Below are 25,562 nucleotides of genomic sequence, written 5' to 3'. Positions count from 1 at the left end.
CATGACTGACAAGCGTGTTGTGGTGGTCACCGGGGGCGGAACCGGCATCGGCGCCGCAACCGCCCGGCTGCTGCGGGCCGGTGGACACGACGTCGTCATCGGCGGACGACGGCCCGAACCGCTGCAGCGGGTCGCCGACGAAACCGGCGCCGTGCCGCACGCCGCTGATCTCAGTGACGCGACCGCCGTGGGTGAACTCGTCGACGCCACCGTCTCGCGCTACGGCAGGCTCGACGGGCTGGTCCTCAACGCGGGTGTCGGACGCGGCGGCGCGGTGGGCGATCTCTCGGACGAGACTTGGGAGCTGGTGATGCGCACCAACGTGACAGGCCCCTTCCTGCTGCTGCGCGCCGCACTCCCGCACCTGCTGAAGACCCGCGGTTCGGTCGTCGCCGTCGCCTCCGTCTCGGCGTTGCGCAACGGGCCGGGCAACGCCGCGTACGCCACCTCCAAGGCCGCGCTGCTCCAGCTGTGCCGCTCGCTGGCCGTCGACTACGGCAGCCAGGGGCTGCGCGCCAACACCGTCTGCCCCAGCTGGGTGCGCACCGAGATGGCTGATCGGCGTATGGCTCGCTTCGCCGAGGAGTCCGAACTGGGCGCCGGAGTCGAGAAGGCCTACGAGGAGGCGACGAAGCTGGTGCCCGCAGGCCGCCCCGGCGACCCGTGCGAGGTTGCCGAGGCGATTGCCTGGCTGCTCTCTCCCGCCGCGTCGTTCGTCAACGGCGCGGTCCTCACGGTGGACGGCGGAGTCACGGCGCTCGACGCGGGAACGGTGGCGTTCGACTTCAACCTCGAGCGCCGCGACGGTCGTTGATGACGATCTCACCGTTTCGGGGGCTGTTCTTCCCCTCGATCGTAGCCACGCCCGCACCTCCCGCCGTGCGGCCGATCTTCGACGGAATCCCCCGACGGGCTTGCCGTCAAGTGCACTCCAAGTCCTAGAGTCACGCTCCCGACCCGCCCTCGTCTGCGACGGAGCAACGCCATGCGCTATCGAGTCCTCGGCAAGACCGGCATCGAGGTCAGCACGCACTGCCTCGGCACGATGATGTTCGGCGCCGTCGGCAACCCCGACCACGAGGACAGCACACGCATCATCCATGCGGCGCTCGATGCCGGCATCAACTTCGTGGACACCGCCGACATGTACTCGTCCGGCGAGTGCGAGGAGATCGTCGGCAAGGCTCTCAAGGGCAGACGCGACGAGGTCGTGCTCGCCACGAAGGTGCACTTTCCGCTGGGAGAGGGACGCAACCGCAGCGGCAATTCGCGCCGTTGGATCCTCGAGGCCGTCGAGGACAGTCTGCGGCGCCTGGACACGGACTGGATCGACCTGTACCAGGTGCACCGCCCCGACCACACCACCGACATCGAGGAGACGCTCTCCGTCCTCACCGACCTGGTGCGGGCGGGCAAGATCCGGACGTTCGGCTGCTCCACGTTCCCCGCCGAGGACCTGGTCGAGGCTCACCATGTGGCGGAGCGGCGCGGACTGATGCGGCTGCGCACGGAGCAGCCTCCGTACTCGATTCTCGCGCGCGGCATCGAACGGTCCGTGCTGCCCACCGCGCAGCGGCTGGGCATGGGCGTGCTGACCTGGTCGCCGCTCGCTTCGGGATTTCTCTCCGGCGCCTATCGCGAGGGCCGGCCGGTCGACCTCACCACCGGCCGCGCCCAGCGCACCCCGCACCGCTTCGACCCCGCAGTCCCGGGAAACCCGGCGAAGTTCGCGGCCGTCGAGCAACTCGTTTCGCTCGCCGAGGAGTTGGGCCGCACCTTGCCGGAACTGGCCGTCGCCTTCCCGCTGGTGCATCCGGCCGTCACATCGGTGATCATCGGTCCGCGCACCATGGACCAGCTCACCTCGCTGCTGGAGGGGGCCGACCTGCTGCTCGACGACGCGGTGCTCGACCGGATCGACGAGATCGTGGCGCCTGGCACCGATCTCTATCGGGCCGACGGCGTCTGGCAGCCGCCGTCGCTCACCGAGCGTGCCGGGCGCAGGCGCCCGGCTGGGGAGCGGGCGGCCGCGGACTGACCCTGCCATTCGCGGGCCCGGCATCCGGTCGCCGCCGACCGGGGCCCGAGCTGCGTACAGCCCCCGTCCGTAGCCGGCTCGGCACCCCATGCCACGTCATCGCTTGGACGTCGGCCGGAGGCCCTCGGCTACTGCATGACCGCAGGGCAGTGCTGCCCTGGAAGTCGAATCGTGACGACGAGGCCGCCGGCGGGGCGGGGGGCGAGGTCAAGGGTGCCGTCGTGGGCCCGGACGATGCTGTCCACGATGGCCAGTCCCAGGCCGACGCCGGCATGTTCGTCCGTGCGGACGCGTTCTGTTCCGCGTTGGAAGGGTTCGGTGAGGGTCGGTACCAGTTCCGGTGGCAGCGGAAGGCCCGTGTTCTCGACCCGCAGCACGCTCGCGTCCTGCTGCGTTTCGGTGTGCACCGTTACGGTGCCGCCGGTGGGAAGGTTGTGGACGATGGCGTTCTGGACGAGGTTCGTCACCAGCCGCAGGATGAGCGCCGCGGAGCCGACCGTCGGTGTTGGCTCGCCGGTGACGGCAAGCGTGATCCGGCGCTTTTCGGCGAGGGGGAGCAGCGTCTCGGCGGCTTCCTCGGCCATGAGGGAGAGGTCGACGGGCTCGCGGGTGAAGCTTCTGCCGTCGGCGCGGCTCAGCAGCAAGAGGGACTCGGTCAGGTTGATCGCCCGCGCGTTGACGGTGTGGAGGCGTTCGATGAGTTCTCCCTGGTCCCGAGTGGGGTCGTTGCGGGCGGCGTCGAGGAGCGTCTGGGAGATCGCCAGCGGGGTGCGCAGTTCGTGGGAGGCGTTCGCGGCGAACCTCTGATGCTCGGCGACGTGGGATTCGAGCCGCTCGAGCATGGTGTCGAACACGTCGGCGAGTTCGCGGAACTCGTCTTCGCGGCCCTCCAAGCCGATCCGGTGGGACAGCGATCCGTTCGCCGCCAGCCGTGCCGCGTCCGCGATCCGTGTGAGGGGTACGAGCATCCGGCCGGCGAGGATCCATCCTCCCAGAAGGCCGAACACGAGGAGGAAGGCCAGTGCCGCGGCCGCGGCGGGGACGAAGCCGCGCAGGGCATCGGAGCGGTCGAACCCGGTGATGATGACAACGCCGGCCTTGTGCTGGATGGCTTTGGGGTTGTCGGTCCGGAGCCAGCGCAGCACGAACACCCACATCACGGCCAGCAGGAGAGCACCGGCGAAGAGAAGGAATCCGGCGTAGCTGAGCGTCAGTTTCAGTCTGGCGCTGAGCCCTGGGCGTCTATTCATGAGGGTCGCCGAGGCGGGAGCCTGAGTCGATGCGGTAGCCGACGCCCGGCACCGTGGCGATGAGCCATGGCTCCCCGAGTCGTTTACGCAGGGCGGAGACGGTGATGCGGACGGCGTTGGTGAAGGGGTCGGCGTTGTTGTCCCAGGCCCGCTCCAGTAGCTCTTCGGCGCTGACGACACCGCCTTCGGCGGCGACCAGGACATCGAGCACGGCGAACTGTTTGCGGGTCAGCGCCACGTAGCGGCCGTCGCGGAAGACCTCCCGGCGGAAGGGGTCCAGCCGCAGGCCCGCGATCTCGCGGACCGGGGGCCGGGCGCGTGCGCGTCTGCGGTCGAGCGCCCGCAGCCGCATGACGAGCTCCCGCAGCTCGAACGGTTTGGTGAGGTAGTCGTCGGCCCCGAGCTCGAATCCGGAAGCCTTGTCGTCGATCCGGTCGGCAGCGGTGAGCATGAGGATCGGGATGCCGCTGCCGGAGGCGACGATGCGCCGGGCGACCTCGTCGCCGGACGGGCCGGGGATGTCCCGGTCGAGCACCGCGAGGTCGTAGGAGTTGACGCTGAGAAGCTCCAGGGCGGAGTCTCCGTCCCCGGCGATGTCGGCGGCGATGGCCTCCAGCCGCAGACCGTCACGGACGGCTTCCGCCAGGTAGGGCTCGTCCTCCACGATCAGCACGCGCATGTGCGCAGCCTAGGCAACGCCACATATCGCCGACGTATGCAAAGGCGTGCGCACACGGGTCACGCGTCCCGGCCTGCCGGTGCCCGCCCCGGACCGACGGTCACGGCAGGACCTGGATCTTCCGGCCCTTGCCGGCCTGGAACTGCTGCCAGGCCCCGGTGCAGTCCGCCAGGGGCAGACGGTCGCTGATGAAGGCGACCGGGTCGAGTACTCCGGCGGCGAACAGTTCGGCGGCGCGCTCGTAGCCGTGCAGGACCGCCATCGAGCCGGTCCTCGTTGAGGTCCACCTTGTCGACCGTGGCGGCACCGGTGCGCTTGGCGAGTTCGAGCATCATCAGGCCCATCGTGCCCGAGCCGTAGATCAGCACATGGCTGGCGAGGGAGCTGCGCAGGATGTCGTAGCCGCGTACCGCGGGTACGCCGCGGTGATCCGGCCCTTCCACTTCGGGTCGATCGACCAGATCGCGCGGGGTGAGCTGCACGCCCGAGCCGGTCGTCGCAGCGCTGTACAGGGAGCCGAAGGCGATCGCTCCCATGGCCACCCACACGCCCTGCGGGTCCTTGAACTTGTCGTAGAGAGAGGGAAGCTGCGTTCAACCGAACGGTTGAACGCAGCTTGGTGTGCGACCCGGCGGCGGGTCGACGGTCAGGGCTTGAGCAGGGCCTTGATGGCGCGGCGCTCGTCCATCGCCTTGTAGCCCTCGGCGACCTGGTCCAGGGGCAGCGTGAGGTCGAAGACCCTGCCCGGGTCGATCCGGCCCGACAGGACCCGCTCGATCAGGTCGGGCAGGTAGCGGCGTACGGGTGCGGGACCGCCGCGCAGACCCACGTGGGAGAAGAACAACTCCTGGCCGTCGACCGCGACCTCGTGCGGGACGCCGACGAAGCCCACGTTGCCACCGGGGCGCGCGGAGTGCAGGGCCTGCCGCATGGACTGCGCGGTGCCGACGCACTCCAGCACGCTGTCGGCGCCGATGCCGCCGGTGAGGTCCTTGACACGGGCGATGCCCTCCTCGCCGCGCTCGCCGACGATGTCGGTGGCGCCGAACTCCACGGCGAGCTTCTGACGCGACTCGTGCCGGCTCATCGCGATGATCCGCTCCGCGCCGAGTTCCTTCGCGGCGATGACACCGCACAGGCCGACCGCGCCGTCGCCGACGACCACAGCGGTGGAACCGGGCTTGACCTCGGCGGCGAGGGCGGCGTACCAGCCGGTGCCCATCACGTCGGACACGGCGAGCAGGCCGGGCACCAGATCGTTGGACGGGAGCTCGGCGGTGGCGACCAGGGTGCCGTGGGCGTTGGGGATGCGGACGTAGTCCGCCTGGCAGGTGCTCATGAACTCCCGGTGCAGACAGTTGGACTGCCAGCCGGCCAGACAGTTCGCGCAGGTGTTGTCCGAGGTGGCGAACGAGCCGACCACGAACTGGCCCGGCTTGACGTTGGTGACCTCGCTGCCGACCTCCTCCACGATGCCGACGTACTCGTGCCCCATCGGGTGCGGGTCGCCGATCGGCTCCGCGCCGCGGTAGGGCCACAGGTCTGATCCGCAGACGCAGGTGGCGACCGTACGGATGATCGCGTCGGTGGGCCTGCTGATCCTCGGGTCGTCCAGAGTCTCGAAGCGCACGTCGCCGGGGGCGTGGATCACTGCTCCGCGCATGGTGGTCTTTCCTTCACTGCGAGAGGTTCAGGCGCCGCAGCCAGGAGGACTGAACAGCGGCTCGAATGCGAGCCTCACACGCGGGGCCGTGCGCGAAAAGCGGAGAAAAACATCCGGGGAGGGAATCATCCTCGGCAGAAATTCTCCCCCCTTTCTCACCTTTCTCGCAGCCGATCGGAGCCATGCTGGGCCGTCCACGCGGTCTCACCTTCCGTCACACCGGGCGCGTGCCGTCAGCGGACCGGCCGGCAGCCCCTGGCCGACCAGGGGCCACGAGGATGACACGCGAGGTCACATAGACGATGAAGTCGCGGTGGGGAAAGGGCGCCGGCGGGCTGGGCCCGGTTCCCCCGCGACACGTCCCTCGGGGGAGGAAACGCCGCAACAGGGCCGCGGACGATGACCCCGTCGTGCTCCGTGACCAAGACTCCAGCGCGCTCCGCCTCGCTCTCGTCGCCCACAAACGCGTCACCGTCGTTCGCCTGCGCGACGAACGCCGCATCGACGACTCGGTACCGCGCCGGGTGCGGAGATCCCTACGTGGCGCTCCCGGACGCCATCAGGTTCTGGTCCGCGGCCCAGGACACCAGGAGACGCAGGCCGTCATGGGAGGGGGTGGCCGTCATTGGAGGGGGTGTTCGGTCGGGCGGTCCACACGATGATGTGCTGGGCGGTGTCGGTGGCGGTGGCGGTGGCGGTGGCGCAGGTCAGCGTGTGCCAGTCGAGGGTGCGTTCAACGACGACGGTATGGTGCAGCCGTTTGGTTGCCGTCGTCCGCAGCGCCACGTCGTGGGCGGCCCACCACTGGCGGAACTGCCCGTCCCGCACGGAGAGTTCATCGACCAGGGCGGCAAGCCGCGGGTCGTCGGGATGGCGGGCGCTCTCCATGCGCAGCTGCGCGATGGCCGGCCGGGTGACCTCCTCACAGTCCGCGTACAGCCGGCGCACGGCGGGCTCGGTGATCAGCAGGCGGAGGTAGAGCCGCTCCGGCTCCGGGAACCTCCCGAAGTCGGCGAACAGGGCCGTGGCCGGACGGCTCCAGCCCACGACCTCGGTACGGCGGCCGATCACGAACGCGAGGGTGTTGGTGAGATCGTCGAGCATGCGTTGCAGCTGCGGATGCACCTGCCGTCGGTCACTGCCGCGGTGCGGCACGCTCTTCGCCGCGAGTTCGAAGAGATGGGCGCGCTGGTCCTCGCTCAGGCGGAGCACCCGCACGAGCTCGCTCAGCAGCGGGACGGACGGCTGAAGGCGGCCCTGCTCGACCCGGGTGTGGTAGTCGGTGCTGGTGGCTGCCGGTACGGAGACCTCCTCCCGGCGCGGCCCCGGCACCCGCCGCGACTGACCACTGTGGGGCAGGCCGGAAGTTGTGCATTCCCTTGACGGCAGCAACAAAAGGGCCCTACATTCCTCGACGCGTTCGCTCAGTGCACTGAGCATCTGCTCCTGCCCGCCCCCGCACGCCCGCATCCGCCACAAGGAGCCGCACCATGCCTGTCAAGACCCGTACGCGCATCCCCCGCACCCGTCTGCGTATCGCCCTGACCGCCCTGGCCACGCTGGCCTCCACGGCGCTCACCACCCTCCCCTCACCGGCCGCCCAGGCGGACACCCCGGCCACCACCCACCTCACCGGAACCCTCTCCGACGGCGCCACCTGGATCGCGGACGTACCCGCGCGCTGGAACGGCACCCTGCTGCTGTTCAGCCACGGCTTCGGTCCCACCGTCGCCAGGGACGCCCCGACCGACGCCGTACGCACCGAGCTGCTCGCCGAGGGCTACGCGATGGCCGGCTCGTCGTACGACCCCCATGGCTCGATGTGGGCCCTGAACAGCGCCGAACGCGACCAGTTCGCCACGCTCGGCGCCGTCACCGCGAAGATCGGAACCCCCCACCGCACCCTGGCCGTAGGCCAGTCCATGGGCGGACTCGTCAACGCACAGCTCGCCCGCGACGGCGGCGGGCGCATCGACGGCGCGCTCGGCCAGTGCGGTCTGGTCGCGGGCGGCACGGATCTGGACAACTACCAGCTGGACGCCGAGTACACCATCGCCCGCCTCCTGCTGCCCGGCCAGGACGTGAAACTCGTACGGTTCGGCACCTCGGCCGAGGCGTCCGCCACCGCCGACCTGCTCACCAAGGCGGTCACCGCAGCGCAGTCCACCCCGCAGGGCCGGGCCCGGATCGCGCTGGCCGCCGCTTTCCTCAACCTGCCCGCCTGGTCGCCCGGAAAGGACCGGCCCGCCGCGACGGACTGGGCGGGCCAGGAGGAGCAGCAGTACGACTGGTTCGCGCAGGGCATCCTCTCGTTCGTCGAGGGCGGCCGGTACGCCGTCGAGCAGTCCGTGGGCGGCAACAACTCCTGGAACCACGGCGTGGATTACGCCGGTCTGCTGGCCGGTTCGGAACACGCGTCCCAGGTCCGCGCCCTCTACCGGGGAGCCGGCCTCGACCTGCGTGCCGACCTGCGTACGCTGACCGCGGGCGCCAGGATCACCGCCGATCCCGCCGCCGTCGGCACCGCGCAGCGAACGTCCTCCGCGGGCCAGGGACTTGAGGTGCCCTTGCTCGACGTGCACACGACCGCCGACAACCTGGTCCCGGTGCAGCAGGAGAACCGCTTCGCAGCCCGCGTACGTGCCTCCGGCGACGGCGCGCTGCTGAGGCAGGCGTACGTCGAGCGGCAGGGCCACTGCACGTTCACCACCGCCGAGACCGTGGCCGCGCTGCACGCTCTCGAACACCGAGTCGGCACCGGCCGTTGGGACGACGCCGCGCCCCCGGCAGCGCTCCAGTGGTCCGCCACGTCACTCGGTCTGGACGGGGCGGCGTATGTCCCCTACCGCCCGGCCCCGTTGACGGTCGGCCGAGACCGCCCGGCGTACCCCGCCGGCCGCTGACTTCGGGACTGCGACGCGCTGAATCCAGGGAGGTGAGGCGACGCATGGCCGGTACCGGCGCTGAGGGCCGGTACCGCGCCGCTCTGGCTGAAACCCTCGCACACGCGCCGTGGAGCCGCAGACCGCGGATGCCCGAGCAGCAGCCGACGTCGCAGCCCGCCGCCTATACGCCGACCGACCGCACCGTCCCCACCACTCGGGTTCGACCAGAAGCCGTGGATCCCGGCGACCGGCAAGGGACGGAGGGCGCGGACCGGGCGGTCGGGGCTGTCCGTGAGGGTTGGGCCACGGCGCCGCGGCGAGCGCTCCGGTGTATGCCGGCAGCGACCCGTGTCAGTGTCGTCGGCGGGTGTTGAGGCGGGCGGCCTGGCGGGTCAGATGGTCGCGTTCGGCGAGGTTGGGCGCTTTGTGGGCTGCTTCGGCGTACAGGCGTGCCGCCGTCGCCAGGTCGCCGTCGCGTTCGTGGAGGTAGGCGGCCACCGCGGTGTGGCGGGGCAGTGTGTCGTCCAGTTCCGCGAGTGCCGCCAGGCCGGCGCGTGGCCCGTCGGCCTCGCCGACGGCCACCGCCCGGTTGAGGCGGACGACGGGGCTGTCGGTCAGGCGCGTGAGCTCGTCGTACCACTCGACGATCTGCACCCAGTCGGTCTCCTCGGCGGTGGGCGCGTCGGCGTGGAGGGCCGCGACGGCGGCCTGGGCCTGGTACTGGCCCAGCCGGTCGCGGGCGAGGGCGGCCTGCAGAATGGCCACCCCCTCGGCGATCAGCCTCGTGTCCCACCGCATGCGGTCCTGCTCGGCGAGCGGCACCAGGCTGCCGTCGGGTGCGGTCCGGGCGGCGCGCCGGGCGTGGTGGAGCAGCATGAGCGCGAGCAGTCCCGCCACCTCGGGGTGGTCGACCTGGGCCGTGAGCTGCCGGGTGAGCCGGATGGCCTCCGCGGCGAGATCCACCTCGCCCGAGTAGCCCTCGTTGAAGACCAGGTAGAGGACGCGCAGCACGGTGGCGACATCGCCGGGCTGGTCGAACCGCACATCGGCCAGGGTGCGCTTGGCCCGGCTGATCCGCTGCGCCATGGTCGCCTCGGGCACCAGATAGGCCTGGGCGATCTGGCGGGTGGTCAGCCCGCCGACGGCGCGCAGCGTGAGCGCGACGGCGGACGACGGCGTCAGCGACGGATGGGCGCACAGGAAGTAGAGCTGGAGCGTGTCGTCCACGGCGGGCGCGGGACCGGGCGCCGGCTCCTCTTCGAGGCGGTCCTCACGCCGGCGGCGGGCGTCGTCCGACCGCCTCGCGTCGAGGAACCTGCGCCAGGCCACGGTGATCAGCCAGCCCTTCGCATCCCGCGGCGGGTCGGCCGGCCAGACCCGGACCGCCTCGATGAGCGCGTCCTGCACGGCGTCCTCGGCCGCCGCGAAGTCGGCTCCGCGGCGGACGAGGACGGTGAGCACGCCGGGCGTAAGGCTCCTCAGCCGGGCCTCGTCCATCAATGGCACTCGGTGGCGCTGGGCGACGCGGTCAGGAACGGGCGCAGCTCCAGCCACTCGTGGATCGGCTTGCCGCCCGCTCCAGGGGCGGCCGACAGCTCCCCGGCCAGCTCGACCGCGCGCTCGTAGCTGTCGACGTCGATGATCATCCACCCGGCGATGAGGTCCTTGGTCTCCGCGAACGGGCCGTCGGTGACCGGCGGGCGACCCTCACCGTCGTAGCGGACCCACGCTCCCTCGGGGGCGAGCGCCTGACCGCCGACGAACTCCCCGCTCTTCTCCAGCCGGGCCGCGAAGTCGTTCATGTACTGCACATGCGCCGAGATCTCCTCCGGCGTCCACTGGTCCATGGGCACGTCGTTGAACGCGGCCGGGGCGCCGCGGTAGTGCTTCAGGAGCAGGTACTTGGCCATGAGACTTCTCCTCAGTGGTGGTGCGACCCATTCTGGTCGCGTTCACCCCGGGGACGGAGCCCGGCACGGGTTCTCGACATCACCGCCCCACCGATTTTCCTGGGGAGTGTGCAGGTGGCCTCGCGGGGCCGATCTTTCTGTTCGGCGCCCCGGGCATTACGGCTGGTGAGCGAGTGGCGCGACCACCTGCAACGGACCCCGTCGACGGTGCGCCAGCTCTTCCGGCCGGGCTTCCAGCCCTGGGCGAGAAGCCCGGGCAGCACCTCGTCCAGGAACCAACCCATCACCCAGGCCGAGGAGCGCAGGACGCCCTCGCGGACGAAGCCGTTGCGCTCGGCGGAGCGCAGCATCGCGTCGTTGTCCGACAGCGTCTCGATCTGCAACCGTTGCGGGCCGCGCACGACGAAGCCGTAATGGCACAGCACCGCGACCACGTCGGTGCCGTAGCCCCTGCCGTGGGAGGACGGCAGCAGGCCCCAGCCCGACCTTGCCGCCTCTCAGCATGCAAGCTTGCTGTCCGACCCGGGCGGGCCGGTGGCGAACCAGCAAAAGACCTGCTGACGCCGCGCCTCGGTGACTGCGGTGGCGGCCCGGTGGACTCAGTGGAGACAGAGGCAGAAGGGATGGCCGGCCGGATCCGCGTAGATCCGCCAGTTGGCCCCCGGGCGGAGCTGGTCCGTCCGCTCCAGCACGGTCGCGCCGAGGGCGAGCGCCCGCTTCTCCTCCCCGTCGAGGTCGTCCACGTCGAAGTCCAGGTGGATTTGCTGCGGGTGCTCCTGGCCGGGCCAGTCGGGTGCCCGGTAGCCGTCGACCCGCTGGCAGGCCAGCGGCGTCCCCTCGAACCCGTGCACCTCGACCCAGTCCGGCTCCTCCGGATCCGCGACCACCCGCCCGCCGAGCAGATCCGCGTAGAACTCCGCGAGCCGTACCGCATCGGCACAGTCCAGCGCGACCGCCTGCAGCTTTCGAATCACTTCCGAAACTCCTTGCTCGTCAGCCGCTTTCGCGACGCCCCGTACGGGAGGGGGCGTACCCGCCGCGGCGGTGGGCATGCGTGACGGCATCGTAGGTCCATCTGCCGGGTCCGGTTCGGACCGGGGGAGGGTCCCGGGCCCGGCCCGTCCCGCTGGCGTTGGCGTTGGCGATCAGTCCGGCCCGCCACGGTGTCATGGGTGTATCCGAGGAGAGCGATGCCCGACAGCGGCAGTACGTACCTCCGCAAGTTCGACGAACTGACGGGGGGCGTGCCTCGACGGTTCGAGGTGGAGGCCGTTGCCGTCTTCCTCGTGCTGACCGAGCAGCAGGTGTTCGCGATCCACGACGTGTGCTCGCACAGCGCCGTTTCGCTCTCGGAGGGCGAGGTGGACGGCTGCACGGTCGAGTGCTGGCTGCACGGATCCCGCTTCGACCTGCGTACCGGAGACCCCCTCGACCCGCCTGCGACACGGCCTGTCCCCGTGTATCCGGTGCGGATCGAGGACGGATGCGTACGTGCGGGTGGCATCGCGGAGTGGCCGGTGACGCTTCAGCCGGCCGTGGCAGCCGGCGGCGGAACGACGCCCCGGAGGATGTCCCTCGCGCGGTCGCGGGAGGTCTTGTGCGCTGCATCGCTGATGCCGCCCACGCTGGCGGGCGCCAGGACGAACGGGATCGGTCTCCTCCTCTGCGAAGAGGGTGTGACCGGTGCCCAACCGGGTCAGCCGAGGGCCGAGGAGGGGGACAGGTCCTGGTCGGCGGCCCAGGAGGCGAGGATGCGCAGCCGGTCGTGGGTGGCGGAGCCGGGGACGGCGGTCCACACCGTCAGGTGCTGGTCGGGATCGGTGTTGGCGGTGTAGGTGTCCCAGTCCAGGACGAGTTCGCCGACGACCGGATGGTTGAGGGTCTTCGTGCCCACGGTACGGGCGGCGACCTTGTGGTCTCCCCACCACTTGGCGAACTGCTCGTCGCGCGTGGACAGTTCACCGACCAGCTCGATCAGACGCGGGTCTTCCGGGTACTTGGCGGCCTCCATCCGCAGCTGCGCCACAGAGATCTGCGCCGAGGTCTCCCAGTCGGCGTACAGGGTGCGCATCGCCGGTTCGGTGAACTGGATCCGCGGGTAGTTGCGCTGTTTCTCCGGGATACGGGAGAAATCGATGACCAGAGCGGCGGCCAGCGCGTTCCAGGCCAGGATGTCCCCGCGCCGCCCTTGCACGATGGCCGGGGTGGCGGTGAGGTCGTCCAGGACGCGCTGCAGTTGCGGCTGGACCTGCTGTCTGCCGCGGCGCCGGGTGCGGACGGTGGTCCTGCCCGCGAGCTGGAAGAGATAGCCCCGCTCGTCGGCGTCCAGGTGGAGGACGCGGGCGAGCGTCTCGAGCACCGGAGCGGATGCCTGCATACGGCCCTGTTCGAGTCGGGTGTAGTAGTCGGTGCTGATCGACGCGAGCTGGGCGACCTCCTCACGGCGCAGCCCGGCGACCCGGCGGGGCCCGCCCGTCTCCGGCAGTCCGGCCGTGCGCGGGCTCAGCTCCGAACGCCGTTTCTTGAGGAATTCTCCCAGCTCATTGAGGGGGGTGTGCTCGGTCATGGTGCCCAGCATGACACCGATCGCGCCCCAGCAAGGGGGGAGAGTTTCCTCCCAGGATGCAGCTCTCCCCGGATGGTTCTCTCCGCTTTTCGAGCCCGGACCCGCCTGCGAGCCTGAAGAGCGAGCAGCCTGGAACGAAGCGCGGACAGTCGACCACAGTCCGCTCCGACGGCTGCCCCCACCAGCCCTTTTCCCGCAAGGAGAGACCACACCCATGTCGTCCACGTCCGAGGCCGCCTCCGGCAGGCTGCCCTTCGTCGTCCGGGTGCTGGCCGCCGGTACGTTCCTGATGGGCACCACGGAGTTCGTCATCGCCGGACTGCTGCCGGAGCTGTCCGGTGACCTCGGGGTGAGTGTCTCCCAGGGCGGTCTGCTCATCACCGCCTTCGCCCTCGGCATGATCATCGGATCGCCGACCATGGCCATGGCCACCCTGCGCCTGCCCCGGCGCCACACACTGATCCTGGCGCTGTCGGTCTTCAGCCTCGGACATGTCGTCGCGGCCCTCAGCACCTCCTTCACCGTGGTCCTCGTCGCCCGCGCCGTCACCGCGCTGGCCACCGGCGCGTTCTGGTCCGTCGGATTCGTCGTCGCCACCGCCGCGGCGGGACCGGAGAAGTCGACCCGGGCCACGGGCGTGATGATCGGCGGCCTGACCCTCGCCAACGTCGTCGGTGTACCCATCGGTTCCTTCGTCGGCCAGTACGTCGGCTGGCGCGGCCCGTTCTGGGCCCTGGCCGCCCTCTCCGCACTCGCCGCCGTCTTCATCGGCCGTTTCATCCCCGCGCGGGAACAGCATGCGGCCGTCTCCCTGCGTGCCGAGTTCGCCGCATTGCGCCAGGGCCGGCTGTGGCTGGCGCTCGGCGCCGCCATGCTGATCATGGGCGGCGTCCTGGCGACGTACAGCTACATCACCCCGCTGCTGACCGACCGCGCCGGCATACCGGAAAGCGCCGTACCGCTCGTCCTCATCGCGTTCGGCATCGGCGCGTTGGGCGGCACCACCACCGGCGGCCGGCTGGGCGACCGGCGCCCGATGACCACGACCATCACCGCCGCTGCCGCCACCGCCGTGGTGCTGCTCCTGCTGATCCCGCTGTCGACCGACGCGCTGACGGCCACGGCCCTGGTCTTCCTCATGGGCCTGACCGGGTTCACGGTGAACCCCGTGGTCACGGCGCTGGCCGTCCGTTTCGCCGGAGACGCTCCCACTCTTGCCTCCGCGATGAGCACCTCCGCCTTCAACGTCGGCGTCGCCGCCGGATCCTGGTTCGCCGGAACGGCCCTGGACTCCCCGCTCGGCCTCACCGGCCCGCCCCTGGTCGGCACCGTCGCCGCCGCCCTCACCCTGGTCCCGCTGACCGCGCTCGCCGTCCGCACCACCCCGAGCGTCCCCCGCATCGTGGCCCAGCGCACCGCCTCCGCCCCGCCGCGACCGGAGGAACCCGCCCAGGCCCCGTCACACCACTGACCCCGGTCCGCCCGGCATCCCTCCCGGGACAGCGGCCGTCCACACGTGCGCCCCGCCCCGGGCTTCGCCGCCGCCCGACAGGTCTGTTCAGCGTCTCACCTGCGAACAGCGCGACCCGGGAACCGTCCGGTCTCCACGGCCTGCCGGGCGGCGAACCTCTAGTCACGGCGGGCATACGGCTCCCGCCGACGCGGACGGCGTCGACACCTACGTACGGCATCTCGTCGCGGCCGGTGTCGCCGCGCCCGGCTTCGGTGTCGCCCCCCGTGCACCCGGAGGTTCACGCCTGCTCTGCGATCTCACCATCCGTATGTTCCAACGGGACGGGCGTCCGGCGGCCGCAGCCGCTCATCATGCGGCCGGGTCCACCAGGGATCAGGCGAGCGATCTCCACCTGCTGGCCCTGGCGCAGGCAGCCACCACGGCGCCCACGGTCGTGCACCGACAGGTGACGGAACGGCGACCGTTCTGCCGGCTCTGCTCACCAGAGTGATGCACGGTCGGCACCTGCCCGCGCCGGCATCGAAGATCGACGGTGACCCCGCTCAACTGGCCGCCCTGGGATTCCTGTTGGGCACGCTGCACGTGCACATGGACGGCACCCGGTCGAAGGCACTGGTTCCGAGCGACCCCGACGCCGGGCCAGCGTCCCCGCCCAAGCGGCCGACGTCGGATGGGTTCTCGGCTTCGGCGCACCCACGGCCACGTCCGACCTGCCGCACACAGACACCCAGGCCGAACGCGCCCTGCGACGCGCGACCGCCGCCGGGGCACCCGCGCCGTCCATGCCTCCGAGACCCTCACGCATGGCACTCCGGTTCGCGTTGCAGTCGCTGCCCGGGATGCCGGCCGACCGCAGAGCGCACGTGTTCGTGCAAGAGGCGCTCGGGTCCTGTCAGTCGGCGGGCAGCGTCGGCTGGATGCGGCGCAGGAACGTCGCGTTGTCGGGGGTGTCCCGCATGCGCTCCAGCAGGGTTTCCAGGGCGCCCTGGCCGTCGCGGGCCTGCAGCACGCGGCGCAGGCCGCGTACCGCGGTCAACTCGGCCGGAGGCAGCAGGAGTTCCTCGCGGCGGGTGCCGGACGGGTTGATGTCGACGGCCGGGAAGACGCGGCGGGCGGCGAGGTCGCGGCTGAGGCGGAGCTCCATGTTGCCGGTGCTCTTGAGCTCCTCGAAGAAGTAGTCGTCGGCGCGGGAGCCGGTCTCGACCAGAGCGGTGGCGAGGATCGTGAGCGAGCCGCCCTCCTCGGCCAGCCGGGCGGCGCCGAAGAACCGCTTGGGCCCGAGCAGCGCGGTCGCGTCGACGCCGCCGGTCAGGGTGCGGCCACCGGCGGCGGCCGCGTTGTTGTGAGCCCGGCACAGCCGGGTCAGCGAGTCGAGCAGGATGACGACGTCCTCGCCGTCCTCGACGAGCCGCTTGGCCCGTTCGACGACGAGGTCGGCGAGCGCGATGTGCTGCTTGGCCGGCCGGTCGAAGGTCGAGGCGTACACCTCGCCGCGCACGGAACGCCGCATGTCGGTGACTTCCTCGGGGCGCTCGTCCAGCAGCACCACCATCAGCCGGCACTCGGGGTGGTTGCCGGCGACGGCGGCCGCGATCTGCTGGAGCAGCACGGTCTTGCCGGTTTTGGGCGGGGCCACGAGCAGCCCGCGCTGGCCCTTGCCGACGGGCGCGATCAGGTCGGCGACGCGCCCGGTCAGGCCGGCCGCCGGGTGTTCAAGGCGGAGCCGGTCGCGCGGGTGCAGCGGCGTGAGCTCGCGGAAGTGACAGCGGCCGCGCAGTTCGCCGGGGGTGCGCCCGTCGACCCGTACGACCTCGGTCAGGGCGCGCCGGCCGTCGCGTACGCCCTCGACGAAGTCGCCCTTGCGCAGGGCGTGACGGCGGATCAGTGCGGCGGAGACCGAGACGTCGGACGGCGAGGCCAGCAGGTTCACGGCGCGCAGGTGCCCCTTCCCGCTCGCGTCGATGTCGAGGACACCGGTGGCGACCTGGGTCGTGGGCTCCTGCTGGGCAGGGGGGTGTTCGAGAGTGGTGGTCATGGTGGTCGGTCCTTTCGAGGACGGATGGCATGAGATATGCGGAAGGAAGGGGGGATGCCGCGGAACGGAGGCGGACAGAGCGCCTTCGGCGGCAGGAACAACACCTCGGGTACGGCACAGCCGTGCCGGTCACGAAGCGGTGCTGGAAAGCCGGTACGCCGACCGGGAACGGCGGGCGACACGGCGAACTGAAGGGGAAAAGCACCGGCGCCCTCGACAGGGGCGTACACAAGTGCTGACAGGAACGTACCACACCCTGTACGGCGTCAAACCGTCCAGCGGGTGGCGAGGAACCGTCCCACAGCAGCCAACGCCCTGATGGCCTCCCGTATTCCATGCTTCCGGTGGAACTCGACGACATGCAGCCGGTGCCGCCCGGGCACAGGCGGGAAGAACCCCGGTTCGTTCACAGCTGGCGTGGGACGAGTGTCCGACGACGAGAAGGGCAAGCCATGCGCGCACTGATCGTGGATCCCGAGGCACCCGGACGGCTGCGCCTGGGGGATGCCCCTGATCCGCGGCCCGCGCCGGGCCAGGTCCTCGTCGAGGTCCGGCACACGTCGTTGAACGCGGCCGAGCTGTGGTGCGCGCAGCAGGCGGCCCCGGGCGCGGTGATCGGCTTCGATGCGGCCGGTGTGGTCGTGGGTGCCGCCGCGGACGGCACCGGGCCGGCGGTGGGCAGCCGGGTCGTGGGCTTCGCGGCGGGCGGCGGTTTCGGGGCGCTGCGGACCATGGATGTGGCCGATGTCGCCGTCGTTCCGGACGGCGTCGACCTCGGCGAGTCGGCCGCGCTACCGGTCGCCGCGGACACCGCGCTGCGGGCGCTCGACCAGGCGGGGGCGCTGCTGGGCCGCCGAGTGCTGGTGACCGGGGCCCCGCGCGGGGTGGGCGGGTTCGCGGTGCGGCTCGCGGGGCTCAGCGGGGCGGAGGTCGTCGCGGTGGCCGGTTCGCAGGACGGGCGGCGGTGCGTCGCCGAGCTCGGGGCCGACGAGGTGGTGGGCGGGGTCGGTGAGGCGACCGGGCCCGTCGACGTGGTCATCGACACCGCCGGCGGTGACCAACTGGCCGCTGCGTACGGCCTGTTGGCGTCCGGTGGAAGTGTCCAGAGCATCGGCTGGGCCTCCGGGCGAGAGGCCGTGCTGCCCGTCGGGTCCACGCTCGGCAGCCCGGCGCCGAAGACGATCGTGTCGGTGTACAACGGCGGCGGACTCACCGACCGGCAGGCCCAGTTGGGGCGGCTGCCGGCCCTGGTCGCCGCCGGGAAACCGCGCGTTCCGGTCGGCTGGCGCGGCCCCTGGGGCAAGATCGGGGATGCCGTGGAGGCGCTCAGCAGCCGCAGTCTGCGCGGGAAGGCGATCCTCGACGTCGACTGAGTTCCGTCCGCCCCGCATACCAGCCGTACGAACCCCCGATGGCATTTCACTGACCTGTTTCTCGTTCCGGCACTGGCCCCTACCTACGCTGCCACCACCGCACTTCGGCGGGCACGGGACAAGGGACTTGGGCGATCATGGGTCGACTGGCCCACCACCACCGCCTGGCCGCCTTCATCGGCCCGGTGCTACTCCTCGGTCGGTTTCATCTGCCTCGTCTCCTCGCTGACCTCCGCGGCCGTGAACGCCATGCCGATCAGCATGACCGGCATGGCCGGCGGCGCCACCAGCCTGGTCCGCGAGTTCGGTCAGGCCCTCGGGCCCGCCGTGATCGGCACCGTCGCGATGAGCGCCGCCTCCTCGGTCCCGGTCGGCAAGCTCCGGGGCGCCGACGCCGGCATGGAGGCCGCCGGCGGCCCCCTCGCAGTCGTCAATGCCGGCAGCAACAGCGCCGGGGCCGCCGCCCGGACCGCCCTCGGCCACGGCATGGCGGTCGGCGTGATGATCTGCGGCTGCGCCTCCCTGCTGGGCGCCCTGGTCACGCTCCTGCTGGTCCGCAGGAACACCGCACGCGCGGCGGTGGGCGCGGGCGAGCCGACGGCGCGGACGGCGTCGGCGTAGCGGTGGGGGTGCGCAGAGGCCGGGGTCGTGGACCCCGGCCTCTGCGGTCCTGAGCGTCAGCAATCACCTTGGAGGGGGCGGGAGTCGGGCGGAGTGCCGCAAGCGGCGGGTCGCAGTGCGGCTACCGTGACTCGGCATGACCCGAACCGAGATCGAGATCACCGCGGAACTCGTCCGGCACCTGCTGCACGATCAGCACCCGGACCTGGCCGATCGTCCTGTGCGGCTCGGCGCGCGCGGCTGGGACAACCAGTTGTGGCGGCTCGGCGACGACCTCGCCGTCCGGTTGCCCTGGGCGACGCAGTCCGCGGATGCGCTGCTGCGCAAGGAGCACGCCTGGCTGCCCTCCCTCGCCCCGCACCTTCCGCTGCAGGTCCCCGTTCCGCAGCGGCTCGGCGAGCCCTCCGAACGGTTTCCGCGGCCATGGATCGTCACCACCTGGGTGCCGGGCTCGCCCGCCGACCGCGCCCCTGCCACGCGCGCCGCGGAGGCGGCCGACGCCCTGGCCGCCTTCCTGACCGCTCTGCACCGGCCCGCTCCCGATGGAGCGCCCGCGGGCCGTGGCCGCGGGGGGCCGCTGGCCGACTGTGCCGATTCCTTCGCCGAGCAGCTCGCCGCGGCCACCGAGCTTGGGTTGCTCCCGGAGCCGGACGCCGTCCGCGCGGTCTGGGAGGACGCCGTTGCCGCGCCCGAGTGGGCGGGCCCGTCGCTGTGGCTCCACGGAGATCTGCATCCGGCCAACGTCCTCACCGCGGACGGCGCATTCTGCGGAGTGATCGACTTCGGCGACCTCTGTTCCGGGGACCCGGCCTGCGACCTCGCCGCCTGCTGGATCCTGCTGCCGGACGGAGCCGCCGACCGCTTCCACGGCGCCTACCGTCCGGCCCCGGACGCCGCGACACGGCGCCGCGCCCGCGGCTGGGCCGTACTGAGAGCCCTCAGCGGCATCCTCATCGGAGAGGCCGGCGTCCGTGGCCGCCCTGGTGGCAAGCGCACCTGGGGACCACCCGCCCAAGCCGCGCTGCGCCGTCTCACCACGACCGCCCACTGCTGATCGATCCGACGCGAGCCCCCGGCAAGGGGCAACGCTCAAGCAGGGCAATGGAGTTGAGCGCTGAAGTCGTAGGTCTCATGGTGAGACTGGCTGTCGGGACGGGATGAAACGGACGTCGTTCTCGAACTGGCCATGCTCGATAGCCAGGACCATGGACCTGGTGGGTGGCGCGTGGGCGCCCCTCGTGCTGCGCGAGGCCTTCTGCGGAATCCGCCGTTTCGACGAGTCCAGAAGGGGTTGGGCATCGTCCGCGACACGCCGGCCGACCGGCTGCGTCTCCTGGGGGCCGAGGGGCTGCTGGACCAGCGGCCCTACCAGGAGGCACCCCTTCGCCTCGACTAAGTGTTGACCGAGAAGGGGCGGGACTACTTCGGTGTGCTCGCCGCGATGTCCCGGTGGGGCGACCGGTGGCCGGCGGGGGAGGCGGGCGCCCCCGTCGTGTTCCACCACGGCGCATGCGGCCATGACACCGAGGCCGAGGTGGTCTGCGCCGGGTGCCGGGTGCCGGGTGCCGGGTGCCGAGTGCCGCGAGCCGCGAGCCGCGAGCCGCTGAGGGCCGAGGACACCTCCATGCGGATGGGCCCCGGGTACCCGGAGCGGCTGCGGCAGCGGCCGGACATCCAGCGCCGGTTCGGCGCGGCATGACGGTGCTCCCGTGGCACCCGTGGGGCGCCGCGGCCCCCTTGACATCATGAGGTCCTACAAAGCGACTCTGATGGTCAGACCCCTTGATGGCGAGGAGGCTGACCGGTGTGAAGTGGACGGGCGCGCACTACACGGACAAACCCACCGTCGAGGTCCGGACCTGGATCGACGCCCCGCCGGAGCGGGTGTGGGCGTTGGTCTGCGACATCGGCCTGATGCCGGGCATGAGCGAGGAACTCCGTTCGGTCGAGTGGCTCGACGGCGCCACCGGGCCGGCGGTCGGCGCCCGGTTCCTCGGCCGCAGCAAGCACCCGGCGTTCGGCGAATGGGCCACCACCTCGTACGTCATCGAGTACGAGCCGGGGCGGGTCTTCGCCTGGGCGGTGCAGGATCCCGCCGAGCCCTCGGCCGTCTGGCGCTTCCGGCTGCATACGGGAGGCGGTGGCACCGAGCTGTCGCAGTGGATGCAGATGGGCCCGGGCCGCTCGGGTCTGTCCGTGGCGATCGACCGGATGCCGGAGAAGGAACAGAAGATCGTGTTCGTACGGATGCGGGAGTTCGAGCACAACATGACCGTCACCCTGGAGCACATCAAGAGGCTGGCGGAGGCCCGTTGATGCGTAGCGCGACCACCATCGAGGCCTCCGGCGGTGAACACTGCTCGCAGCGGGCCGACTTCGTCGGCGAGGCCGAGAAACTCGGCCTCGCCATCTGCCGGGTGGCGTAGGCCTGGGGCTCTGCACGGGGTCGCGTTCGCCCGGCGGCTGACCCGTGTGCGGGAGACCGCGGGGATCGTGCGCAGGGTGCTCGACGGCAGTCGGGCACGAAGATGGTGCCGAGCCGGCCGTCGGCGATCTTGCCGGTGAGCCGCAGCATGGCCGGAGAGAGCGGCGAGGTGGAGTGGGGTGTCGTGGTAGAAGGAACTGGCCTTCAGCCTCGGCGGAATGGGCTCGGCGTCGACCAACTCCTACAACCATGCCTACCGCCGCCGGGGCCGGGCGGAGGTGGCCGCCGAGGTGCGCGAGCGGTGGCAGGCGGGCGACCGGGACGGTGCGGCCGGCCTGGTCACCGACGAGATGGTGCTCGGTACGACACTGATCGGCACCGAGTCCATGGTCCGCGCGCGGCTGCGGGTGTGGCGGGACGCGGGCGTGGACACCGTACGTCTCTGTCCGGCCGGTGAGACCCTGGACGACCGGCTCGCCACCCTCGGCCGGGCGATCGAACTCGTCCGGGAGACCGACACCCCTGAGTGAGCCCGTCCAGGGGACGGCTCACCGGTGTGTCGATTGCGGGGGTCCCCGTTCGTCGGTGGGGTGTAGGAAGCTCATGACGACCGGGAGGACCCATGAAGTACATGCTGCTCGTCTGCGGCGACGACACCGCCGACGCCTCGGGCATGGCACCCGTCGAACCCTGGGTGGAGGAGCTCGGCGACCGCAGCGTCCGGCTGCACGGCCACCGGCTGGCCCTGCCCTCCGAGGCGGTCACGGTGCGGGTGCGCGGCGGTGAGGTGCTGCGCACCGACGGCCCGTTCGCGGAGACCAAGGAGTACGTCGCCGGATTCGACGTCCTGGAGTGCGACAGCCTGGAGGAGGCCGTCGAGGCCGCCGCCAGGCACCCGGTGGCCACCATCGGGGCCATGGAGGTACGCCCGTTCTGGCCCATGTGGGACGAGGAGGACGAGGAGACGTCGGTCCGCCGGCTCGACGCCGAGCTGACCGAGGCCGCCCGGGAGCGCGACGTGGAGCGGATCCTGGCCTGCTACGCGCCGGACGTCGAGATCTTCCACCTCGCCGATGGCGGGGAGCGGCAGGGCCTCGATGCCTTCCGCAAGGCGGTGGAGGACGGGTTCGCCACCGTCACCGGGCCCGTGACCCGCGAGGTCCTGGAACTGCGGATCCACGCCGACGAGAGCATCGCGTTCGCCCACGCCCTCGTCCGGACACGGGCCACCCGCACGGACGGCACCCACCTGGACGACGTGCTGCGGGTGACCACCGGCTACCGCAACGCCGGCCTGCGCTGGCTGATCACCCATGAGCACGTCTCGCCCGTCCCGGACGCCCACCCGGCGAAGGACAGGCCGTGAAGTACGTGCTGTTCGTCTGCGCCCCGGCGGACGATGAGGAGCCCGCCACCCCGCGGGTCAGCGCCCGGCTGCGTCCGCCCGCCGACGCCACCACCGTGCGCGTCGCCGGCGACGAAGTCCTCCTCGCCGACGGGCCGTTCGCCCGCACCGAGGAGTACATCGCGGGCGTGGACCTCGTGGTGGCCGACGACCTCGACGAGGCCATCGCCCTCGCCGCCAGGCACTCCGCCGCCCTCGACGGCGGCACCGTCGAAGTGCGGCCGGTCCGGGAGTGAACGTGCCCGATGCCGAGGAGGCCGTCGCCGCCGCCTTCCGTGAGGAGTGGGGCCAGGTCGTCGCCACCCTGATCCGGGTGACCGGCGACTGGGACCTCGCCGAGGAGTGCGCGCAGGACGCCTTCGCCCAGGCCCTGGACCGGTGGCGGCGCGACGGAGTGCCGCGCCGCCCCGGGGCATGGCTGACCACGACCGCCCGCAACCGCGCCCTCGACGTACTGCGCCGGGAGGCGGTGGGAGCGGCGAAACTGCGGGAGGCGGCTGTGCTGGCGCGGGACGAGGGACCGCACGACCCGGAGTACGAAGGGGACGACAGCGGTGTCCAGGACGACCGGCTGCGGCTGATCTTCACCTGCTGCCACCCCGCCCTGCCCATCGAGGCGCGGGTCGCCCTGACCCTGCGCACCCTCGCGGGACTGACCACACCGGAGATCGCCCGCGCCTTCCTGGTCCCCGAGGCGACCATGGCGCAGCGCCTGGTGCGCGCCAAGAAGAAGATCCGCAACGCCGGCATCCCCTACCGGGTGCCGCCCGCGCACCTCCTGCCCGAACGCACCACGGGCGTACTCGGCGTCGTCTACCTCCTGTTCAACGAGGGCTACGCGGCCACCTCCGGCGCCGACCTCGTCCGGACCAACCTGTGCGCCGAAGCCATCCGCCTCGCGCGCGTGCTGGCCCGCCTGATGCCCGACGAGCCCGAGACGCTGGGCCTGCTCGCCCTCCTGCTGCTGCACGACGCCCGCAGGCACACGCGCGTGGACGCGGGCGGCGAGCTGGTGACCCTGGAGGAGCAGGACCGCGCCGCCTGGGACCGCGTCGAGATCGACGAGGGCGCCACCCTGCTGGAGACGGCACTGCGCCGCGGCAGTCCCGGCCCCTACCAGATCCAGGCCGCCATCGCCGCCTGCCACGCCACCGCCGCCACGGCCGAGGACACCGACTGGGCCGATATCGCAGGGCTGTACGGCGAGTTGGCCCGCTTCGTGCCCTCCGCCGTGGTCCGCCTCAACCGCGCCGTGGCCGTCGGCATGTCGGCGGGCCCCGACGCGGGACTCGCCATGGTCGCCGAACTGGAACGCGAGGGCGACCTGGACGGCTACCACCTGCTGCCCGCCACCCGCGCCGACCTGCTGCGCCGCAGCGGACGTACGGCGGAAGCCGCCACGGCGTACGAGCGGGCGCTGGAGCTGGTGGAGAACGAAGCGGAGCGGAGGTTTCTGGAGAAGCGGCTCGCGGAGTGTCGAACCGTGTAGGGGCCGTTCGTCGGTGGGGTGAGACAACCCCGCGACACCGGAGGCCCCGATGACCGCTCACGCCCCTCGCCCCGGCAGGCTCCCCCGGCTCCTCGCCGCACTGCGGCGGGCGCGCCCGACCACCGACGCCCACAACGCGCCCGACGTGTGGCTGGCGGCCCTGCGCCTGGGAGGCTGACCGTGATCGCCGGCAACGCCCGCCGCTGGTACGCCCTCGCCCTGCTCTGCGTCGCCGGGTTCATGGTGATCCTCGACGCTCAGATCGTCCTGCTCGCACTGCCGTCGATCACCCGCGGCCTCGGCCTGTCCGCGGACGGCGCCCAGTGGGTGATGAGCGCCTATCTGCTCACCTTCGGCGGGCTGCTGCTCCTCGGCGGCCGCACCGCCGACCTGCTCGGCCGCCGCCGCGTCTTCATGACCGGAACGCTGCTGTTCGGGCTGTCCTCACTGCTGTGCGGATGCGCCTGGAGTGCTGGAGTGCTGATTGCGGCACGCGCCGTCCAGGGCGTGTCGGCCGCCGTCATGGCGCCCAGCGCACTCTCCCTGCTGGTGGACACCTTCGAGGAGGGCCACGACCGCAACAAGGCGCTGGCCATCTGGTCCGGCAGCGGCGGCTTCGGCGCCACCGCAGCCCTGCTGATCGGCGGACCGCTCACCGACGTACTGGGCTGGGAATGGGTCTTCTTCCTCAACGTCCCCGTGGCGCTGCTCCTGCTGGCCCTGAGTCCCCTCCTGCTGCGCGAGAGCCGCACCGGGGCACACTCCCGCGCCTACGACCCGGCCGGCGCACTCACGGCCACCGCGGCGCTCGTCGCCTGTGTGTACGCCGTCGTCGAGGCGCCCCGTGCCGGATGGCTGTCGGCGCGCACGACCGGCCTGCTGGCCGCGGCCGTGCTGCTCGCCGTGATCTTCATCCGTGTCGAGGCCCGGTCCACGGCACCCCTCGTCCCCCTGCGCCTGCTGCGTACGCGGACCGTCAGCGGCGGCAACCTGGTCGTCTTCCTGCTCGGCGCCTGCGCCTTCGGGATGTCGTACACGCTGTCCCAGTACGGACAGGGCGTCCTCGGTTATTCGCCGCTGCAGTTCGGCCTCGCCAACGTCGTGATGCCGGTCGGCGCCGTCGTCGGCTCCTACGGCGGGCAGGCCCTGGTCACCCGCCTCGGCGCCCGCCCGGTCGCCGTCGGCGGACTCGCCCTGGTCGGTGCGGGCAGCATGCTGCTGGCCGGGGTGCCCGTGGACGGCGGCTTCGTCCGCGACCTGCTGCCCGGGCTGCTGCTCTTCGGGCCGGGACTCGGCGCCTGCGCGGTGGCCGGTTCCATCGCCGCGCTGACCGGAGTGGGGGAGCGGGAGTCCGGGGTGGCCTCCGGGATCAACACCGCGGCCTTCCAGATCGGCGGCGCCTTCGGAGTCGCCGTCGTCACCTCCGTCGCCCTCTCCCACGGTGGCGGCCCGGAACGGCTCGCGGCCCTGACCGAGGGCTACCGGTCCGCGTTCACGGCATGTGCCGTCCTTGCGGCGGCCGGGCTGACCTGCGCGCTGGTGTTGCTGCGCAGGCCGCGCAGGCGCAGGACGCAGCCCGCGCCGACCGCCGGGATCACGCGGCGCCGAGTGCGGTCGTGATCACCCTGGCTCGCCGCGAAACCCCGTGGAACCTTCGCACCGAAGCGAGGCGTTGTGGTGTCGGGAGGTGGGCCATGGGGTCGCTGAGGCCGGGAGGGACTGCGGTTCGACGTGATGTGTACCGCGACA

At 71.8% G+C, this 25,562-nt stretch carries 23 protein-coding genes and 4 pseudogenes; 16 read left to right on the top strand and 11 right to left on the bottom strand.

Annotation, left to right across the window (positions count from 1 at the left end):
• Position 1 precedes the first annotated feature (1 nt).
• Positions 2-814, top strand: a complete 813-nt coding sequence (locus LJ657_RS14725) for an SDR family NAD(P)-dependent oxidoreductase (protein ID WP_232649036.1) — start codon at positions 2-4, stop codon at positions 812-814.
• Between the two features lie 171 nt (positions 815-985).
• Entirely contained in the window at positions 986-2,038 is a 1,053-nt protein-coding gene (locus tag LJ657_RS14720) for an aldo/keto reductase (RefSeq protein ID WP_232649035.1), read from the top strand.
• A 128-nt stretch (positions 2,039-2,166) separates the two neighbouring features.
• On the opposite strand, the gene LJ657_RS14715 is transcribed toward LJ657_RS14720, so the two are convergent.
• The 5 genes and pseudogenes from LJ657_RS14715 to LJ657_RS14695 form a co-directional block, all read right to left on the bottom strand.
• Positions 2,167-3,288, bottom strand: coding sequence for a sensor histidine kinase (locus tag LJ657_RS14715; protein WP_232649034.1), 1,122 nt, complete (start codon positions 3,286-3,288; stop codon positions 2,167-2,169).
• Positions 3,281-3,967, bottom strand: coding sequence for a response regulator transcription factor (locus tag LJ657_RS14710; RefSeq protein ID WP_232649033.1), 687 nt, complete (start codon positions 3,965-3,967; stop codon positions 3,281-3,283). The genes LJ657_RS14715 and LJ657_RS14710 overlap by 8 nt, the downstream gene beginning before the upstream one ends.
• Before the next feature lie 100 nt (positions 3,968-4,067).
• Positions 4,068-4,380, bottom strand: a pseudogene (locus tag LJ657_RS14705) (alcohol dehydrogenase); the annotation flags it as partial.
• A 233-nt stretch (positions 4,381-4,613) separates the two neighbouring features.
• Positions 4,614-5,630: a zinc-dependent alcohol dehydrogenase family protein gene (locus LJ657_RS14700; RefSeq protein WP_232649032.1), complete on the bottom strand. Its 1,017-nt coding sequence runs from the start codon at positions 5,628-5,630 to the stop codon at positions 4,614-4,616.
• 603 nt (positions 5,631-6,233) lie between these two features.
• On the bottom strand, positions 6,234-6,962 hold the full coding sequence (locus tag LJ657_RS14695) for an MmyB family transcriptional regulator (RefSeq protein ID WP_308117034.1): 729 nt from the start codon (positions 6,960-6,962) through the stop codon (positions 6,234-6,236).
• 158 nt (positions 6,963-7,120) lie between these two features.
• Here LJ657_RS14695 and LJ657_RS14690 point away from each other — a divergent pair, with 158 nt between their 5' ends.
• On the top strand, positions 7,121-8,533 hold the full coding sequence (locus LJ657_RS14690; RefSeq protein ID WP_232649031.1) for an alpha/beta hydrolase: 1,413 nt from the start codon (positions 7,121-7,123) through the stop codon (positions 8,531-8,533).
• 333 nt (positions 8,534-8,866) lie between these two features.
• Here LJ657_RS14690 and LJ657_RS14685 read toward each other — a convergent pair whose 3' ends face one another.
• From LJ657_RS14685 to LJ657_RS14670, 4 genes and pseudogenes are all read right to left on the bottom strand, one after another.
• Positions 8,867-10,012 (bottom strand): RNA polymerase sigma factor, encoded by a 1,146-nt coding sequence (locus LJ657_RS14685; RefSeq protein WP_232649030.1) that lies wholly within the window; start codon positions 10,010-10,012, stop codon positions 8,867-8,869.
• Positions 10,012-10,425 carry a YciI family protein gene (locus LJ657_RS14680; protein WP_232649029.1) on the bottom strand — a complete coding sequence of 138 codons (414 nt, stop codon included), beginning with the start codon at positions 10,423-10,425 and terminating at the stop codon, positions 10,012-10,014. The genes LJ657_RS14685 and LJ657_RS14680 overlap by 1 nt, the downstream gene beginning before the upstream one ends.
• Before the next feature lie 218 nt (positions 10,426-10,643).
• Positions 10,644-10,919, bottom strand: a pseudogene (locus LJ657_RS14675) (GNAT family N-acetyltransferase); the annotation flags it as partial.
• Between the two features lie 105 nt (positions 10,920-11,024).
• Complete coding sequence (locus tag LJ657_RS14670; RefSeq protein ID WP_232649028.1) at positions 11,025-11,399, bottom strand: VOC family protein; 375 nt, start codon at positions 11,397-11,399, stop codon at positions 11,025-11,027.
• Between the two features lie 216 nt (positions 11,400-11,615).
• Between LJ657_RS14670 and LJ657_RS14665 the strand changes: the two are divergent.
• Positions 11,616-11,903: pseudogene (locus LJ657_RS14665) on the top strand (non-heme iron oxygenase ferredoxin subunit); the annotation flags it as partial.
• 218 nt (positions 11,904-12,121) lie between these two features.
• On the opposite strand, the gene LJ657_RS14660 reads toward LJ657_RS14665, so the two are convergent.
• Positions 12,122-13,003, bottom strand: a complete 882-nt coding sequence (locus tag LJ657_RS14660) for a helix-turn-helix domain-containing protein (protein WP_232649027.1) — start codon at positions 13,001-13,003, stop codon at positions 12,122-12,124.
• 202 nt (positions 13,004-13,205) lie between these two features.
• Here LJ657_RS14660 and LJ657_RS14655 point away from each other — a divergent pair, with 202 nt between their 5' ends.
• On the top strand, positions 13,206-14,462 hold the full coding sequence (locus tag LJ657_RS14655) for an MFS transporter (RefSeq protein WP_232649026.1): 1,257 nt from the start codon (positions 13,206-13,208) through the stop codon (positions 14,460-14,462).
• An 895-nt stretch (positions 14,463-15,357) separates the two neighbouring features.
• Here LJ657_RS14655 and rho read toward each other — a convergent pair.
• A complete protein-coding gene (rho, locus tag LJ657_RS14650; RefSeq protein WP_232649025.1) occupies positions 15,358-16,500 on the bottom strand; it encodes a transcription termination factor Rho in 1,143 nt (380 codons plus the stop codon).
• 452 nt (positions 16,501-16,952) lie between these two features.
• Here rho and LJ657_RS14645 point away from each other — a divergent pair, with 452 nt between their 5' ends.
• The 11 genes and pseudogenes from LJ657_RS14645 (at position 16,953) to LJ657_RS14595 (ending at position 25,433) form a co-directional block, all read left to right on the top strand.
• Positions 16,953-17,873 carry a zinc-binding dehydrogenase gene (locus tag LJ657_RS14645; protein ID WP_232649024.1) on the top strand — a complete coding sequence of 307 codons (921 nt, stop codon included), beginning with the start codon at positions 16,953-16,955 and terminating at the stop codon, positions 17,871-17,873.
• 249 nt (positions 17,874-18,122) lie between these two features.
• Positions 18,123-18,494, top strand: coding sequence for a hypothetical protein (locus LJ657_RS14640; protein ID WP_232649023.1), 372 nt, complete (start codon positions 18,123-18,125; stop codon positions 18,492-18,494).
• Positions 18,495-18,630: 136 nt separating this feature from the next.
• Positions 18,631-19,548 carry an aminoglycoside phosphotransferase family protein gene (locus tag LJ657_RS14635; protein ID WP_232649022.1) on the top strand — a complete coding sequence of 306 codons (918 nt, stop codon included), beginning with the start codon at positions 18,631-18,633 and terminating at the stop codon, positions 19,546-19,548.
• 342 nt (positions 19,549-19,890) lie between these two features.
• Complete coding sequence (locus LJ657_RS14630; RefSeq protein ID WP_232649021.1) at positions 19,891-20,193, top strand: helix-turn-helix domain-containing protein; 303 nt, start codon at positions 19,891-19,893, stop codon at positions 20,191-20,193.
• 107 nt (positions 20,194-20,300) lie between these two features.
• On the top strand, positions 20,301-20,810 hold the full coding sequence (locus LJ657_RS14625) for an SRPBCC family protein (protein WP_232649020.1): 510 nt from the start codon (positions 20,301-20,303) through the stop codon (positions 20,808-20,810).
• A gap of 300 nt (positions 20,811-21,110) precedes the next feature.
• Positions 21,111-21,449, top strand: a pseudogene (locus LJ657_RS14615) (LLM class flavin-dependent oxidoreductase); the annotation flags it as partial.
• 92 nt (positions 21,450-21,541) lie between these two features.
• Positions 21,542-22,285, top strand: a complete 744-nt coding sequence (locus tag LJ657_RS14610; RefSeq protein ID WP_232649019.1) for an SgcJ/EcaC family oxidoreductase — start codon at positions 21,542-21,544, stop codon at positions 22,283-22,285.
• Positions 22,282-22,560: a YciI family protein gene (locus tag LJ657_RS14605; RefSeq protein WP_232649018.1), complete on the top strand. Its 279-nt coding sequence runs from the start codon at positions 22,282-22,284 to the stop codon at positions 22,558-22,560. The genes LJ657_RS14610 and LJ657_RS14605 overlap by 4 nt, the downstream gene beginning before the upstream one ends.
• Positions 22,557-23,813: an RNA polymerase sigma factor gene (locus tag LJ657_RS14600; RefSeq protein WP_232649017.1), complete on the top strand. Its 1,257-nt coding sequence runs from the start codon at positions 22,557-22,559 to the stop codon at positions 23,811-23,813. Before LJ657_RS14605 ends, LJ657_RS14600 begins: the two co-directional genes overlap by 4 nt.
• 49 nt (positions 23,814-23,862) lie before the next feature.
• Positions 23,863-23,991, top strand: coding sequence for a hypothetical protein (locus LJ657_RS48080; RefSeq protein WP_269786471.1), 129 nt, complete (start codon positions 23,863-23,865; stop codon positions 23,989-23,991).
• Between the two features lie 2 nt (positions 23,992-23,993).
• Positions 23,994-25,433 carry an MFS transporter gene (locus LJ657_RS14595; RefSeq protein ID WP_232649016.1) on the top strand — a complete coding sequence of 480 codons (1,440 nt, stop codon included), beginning with the start codon at positions 23,994-23,996 and terminating at the stop codon, positions 25,431-25,433.
• The last annotated feature ends 129 nt before the right edge of the window (positions 25,434-25,562 follow it).

The sequence above is a fragment of the Streptomyces guryensis genome, from assembly GCF_021261325.1.
In the GTDB taxonomy this organism is placed as follows: domain Bacteria; phylum Actinomycetota; class Actinomycetes; order Streptomycetales; family Streptomycetaceae; genus Streptomyces; species Streptomyces guryensis.
The sequence above is the reverse complement of the archived record's forward strand: the minus strand, read 5'-3'. Positions and strand labels throughout refer to the sequence as shown.

What these genes read in the sequence shown, in the direction of transcription:
- LJ657_RS14725 (WP_232649036.1), top strand. Translation starts at nt 2, where the DNA reads ATGACTGACAAGCGTGTTGTGGTGGTCACCGGGGGCGGAACCGGCATC.
- LJ657_RS14720 (WP_232649035.1), top strand. Translation starts at nt 986, where the DNA reads ATGCGCTATCGAGTCCTCGGCAAGACCGGCATCGAGGTCAGCACGCAC.
- LJ657_RS14715 (WP_232649034.1), bottom strand. Translation starts at nt 3,288, where the DNA reads ATGAATAGACGCCCAGGGCTCAGCGCCAGACTGAAACTGACGCTCAGC.
- LJ657_RS14710 (WP_232649033.1), bottom strand. Translation starts at nt 3,967, where the DNA reads ATGCGCGTGCTGATCGTGGAGGACGAGCCCTACCTGGCGGAAGCCGTC.
- LJ657_RS14700 (WP_232649032.1), bottom strand. Translation starts at nt 5,630, where the DNA reads ATGCGCGGAGCAGTGATCCACGCCCCCGGCGACGTGCGCTTCGAGACT.
- LJ657_RS14690 (WP_232649031.1), top strand. Translation starts at nt 7,121, where the DNA reads ATGCCTGTCAAGACCCGTACGCGCATCCCCCGCACCCGTCTGCGTATC.
- LJ657_RS14685 (WP_232649030.1), bottom strand. Translation starts at nt 10,012, where the DNA reads ATGGACGAGGCCCGGCTGAGGAGCCTTACGCCCGGCGTGCTCACCGTC.
- LJ657_RS14680 (WP_232649029.1), bottom strand. Translation starts at nt 10,425, where the DNA reads ATGGCCAAGTACCTGCTCCTGAAGCACTACCGCGGCGCCCCGGCCGCG.
- LJ657_RS14660 (WP_232649027.1), bottom strand. Translation starts at nt 13,003, where the DNA reads ATGCTGGGCACCATGACCGAGCACACCCCCCTCAATGAGCTGGGAGAA.
- LJ657_RS14655 (WP_232649026.1), top strand. Translation starts at nt 13,206, where the DNA reads ATGTCGTCCACGTCCGAGGCCGCCTCCGGCAGGCTGCCCTTCGTCGTC.
- rho (WP_232649025.1), bottom strand. Translation starts at nt 16,500, where the DNA reads ATGACCACCACTCTCGAACACCCCCCTGCCCAGCAGGAGCCCACGACC.
- LJ657_RS14645 (WP_232649024.1), top strand. Translation starts at nt 16,953, where the DNA reads ATGCGCGCACTGATCGTGGATCCCGAGGCACCCGGACGGCTGCGCCTG.
- LJ657_RS14640 (WP_232649023.1), top strand. Translation starts at nt 18,123, where the DNA reads ATGCCGATCAGCATGACCGGCATGGCCGGCGGCGCCACCAGCCTGGTC.
- LJ657_RS14635 (WP_232649022.1), top strand. Translation starts at nt 18,631, where the DNA reads ATGACCCGAACCGAGATCGAGATCACCGCGGAACTCGTCCGGCACCTG.
- LJ657_RS14610 (WP_232649019.1), top strand. Translation starts at nt 21,542, where the DNA reads ATGAAGTACATGCTGCTCGTCTGCGGCGACGACACCGCCGACGCCTCG.
- LJ657_RS48080 (WP_269786471.1), top strand. Translation starts at nt 23,863, where the DNA reads ATGACCGCTCACGCCCCTCGCCCCGGCAGGCTCCCCCGGCTCCTCGCC.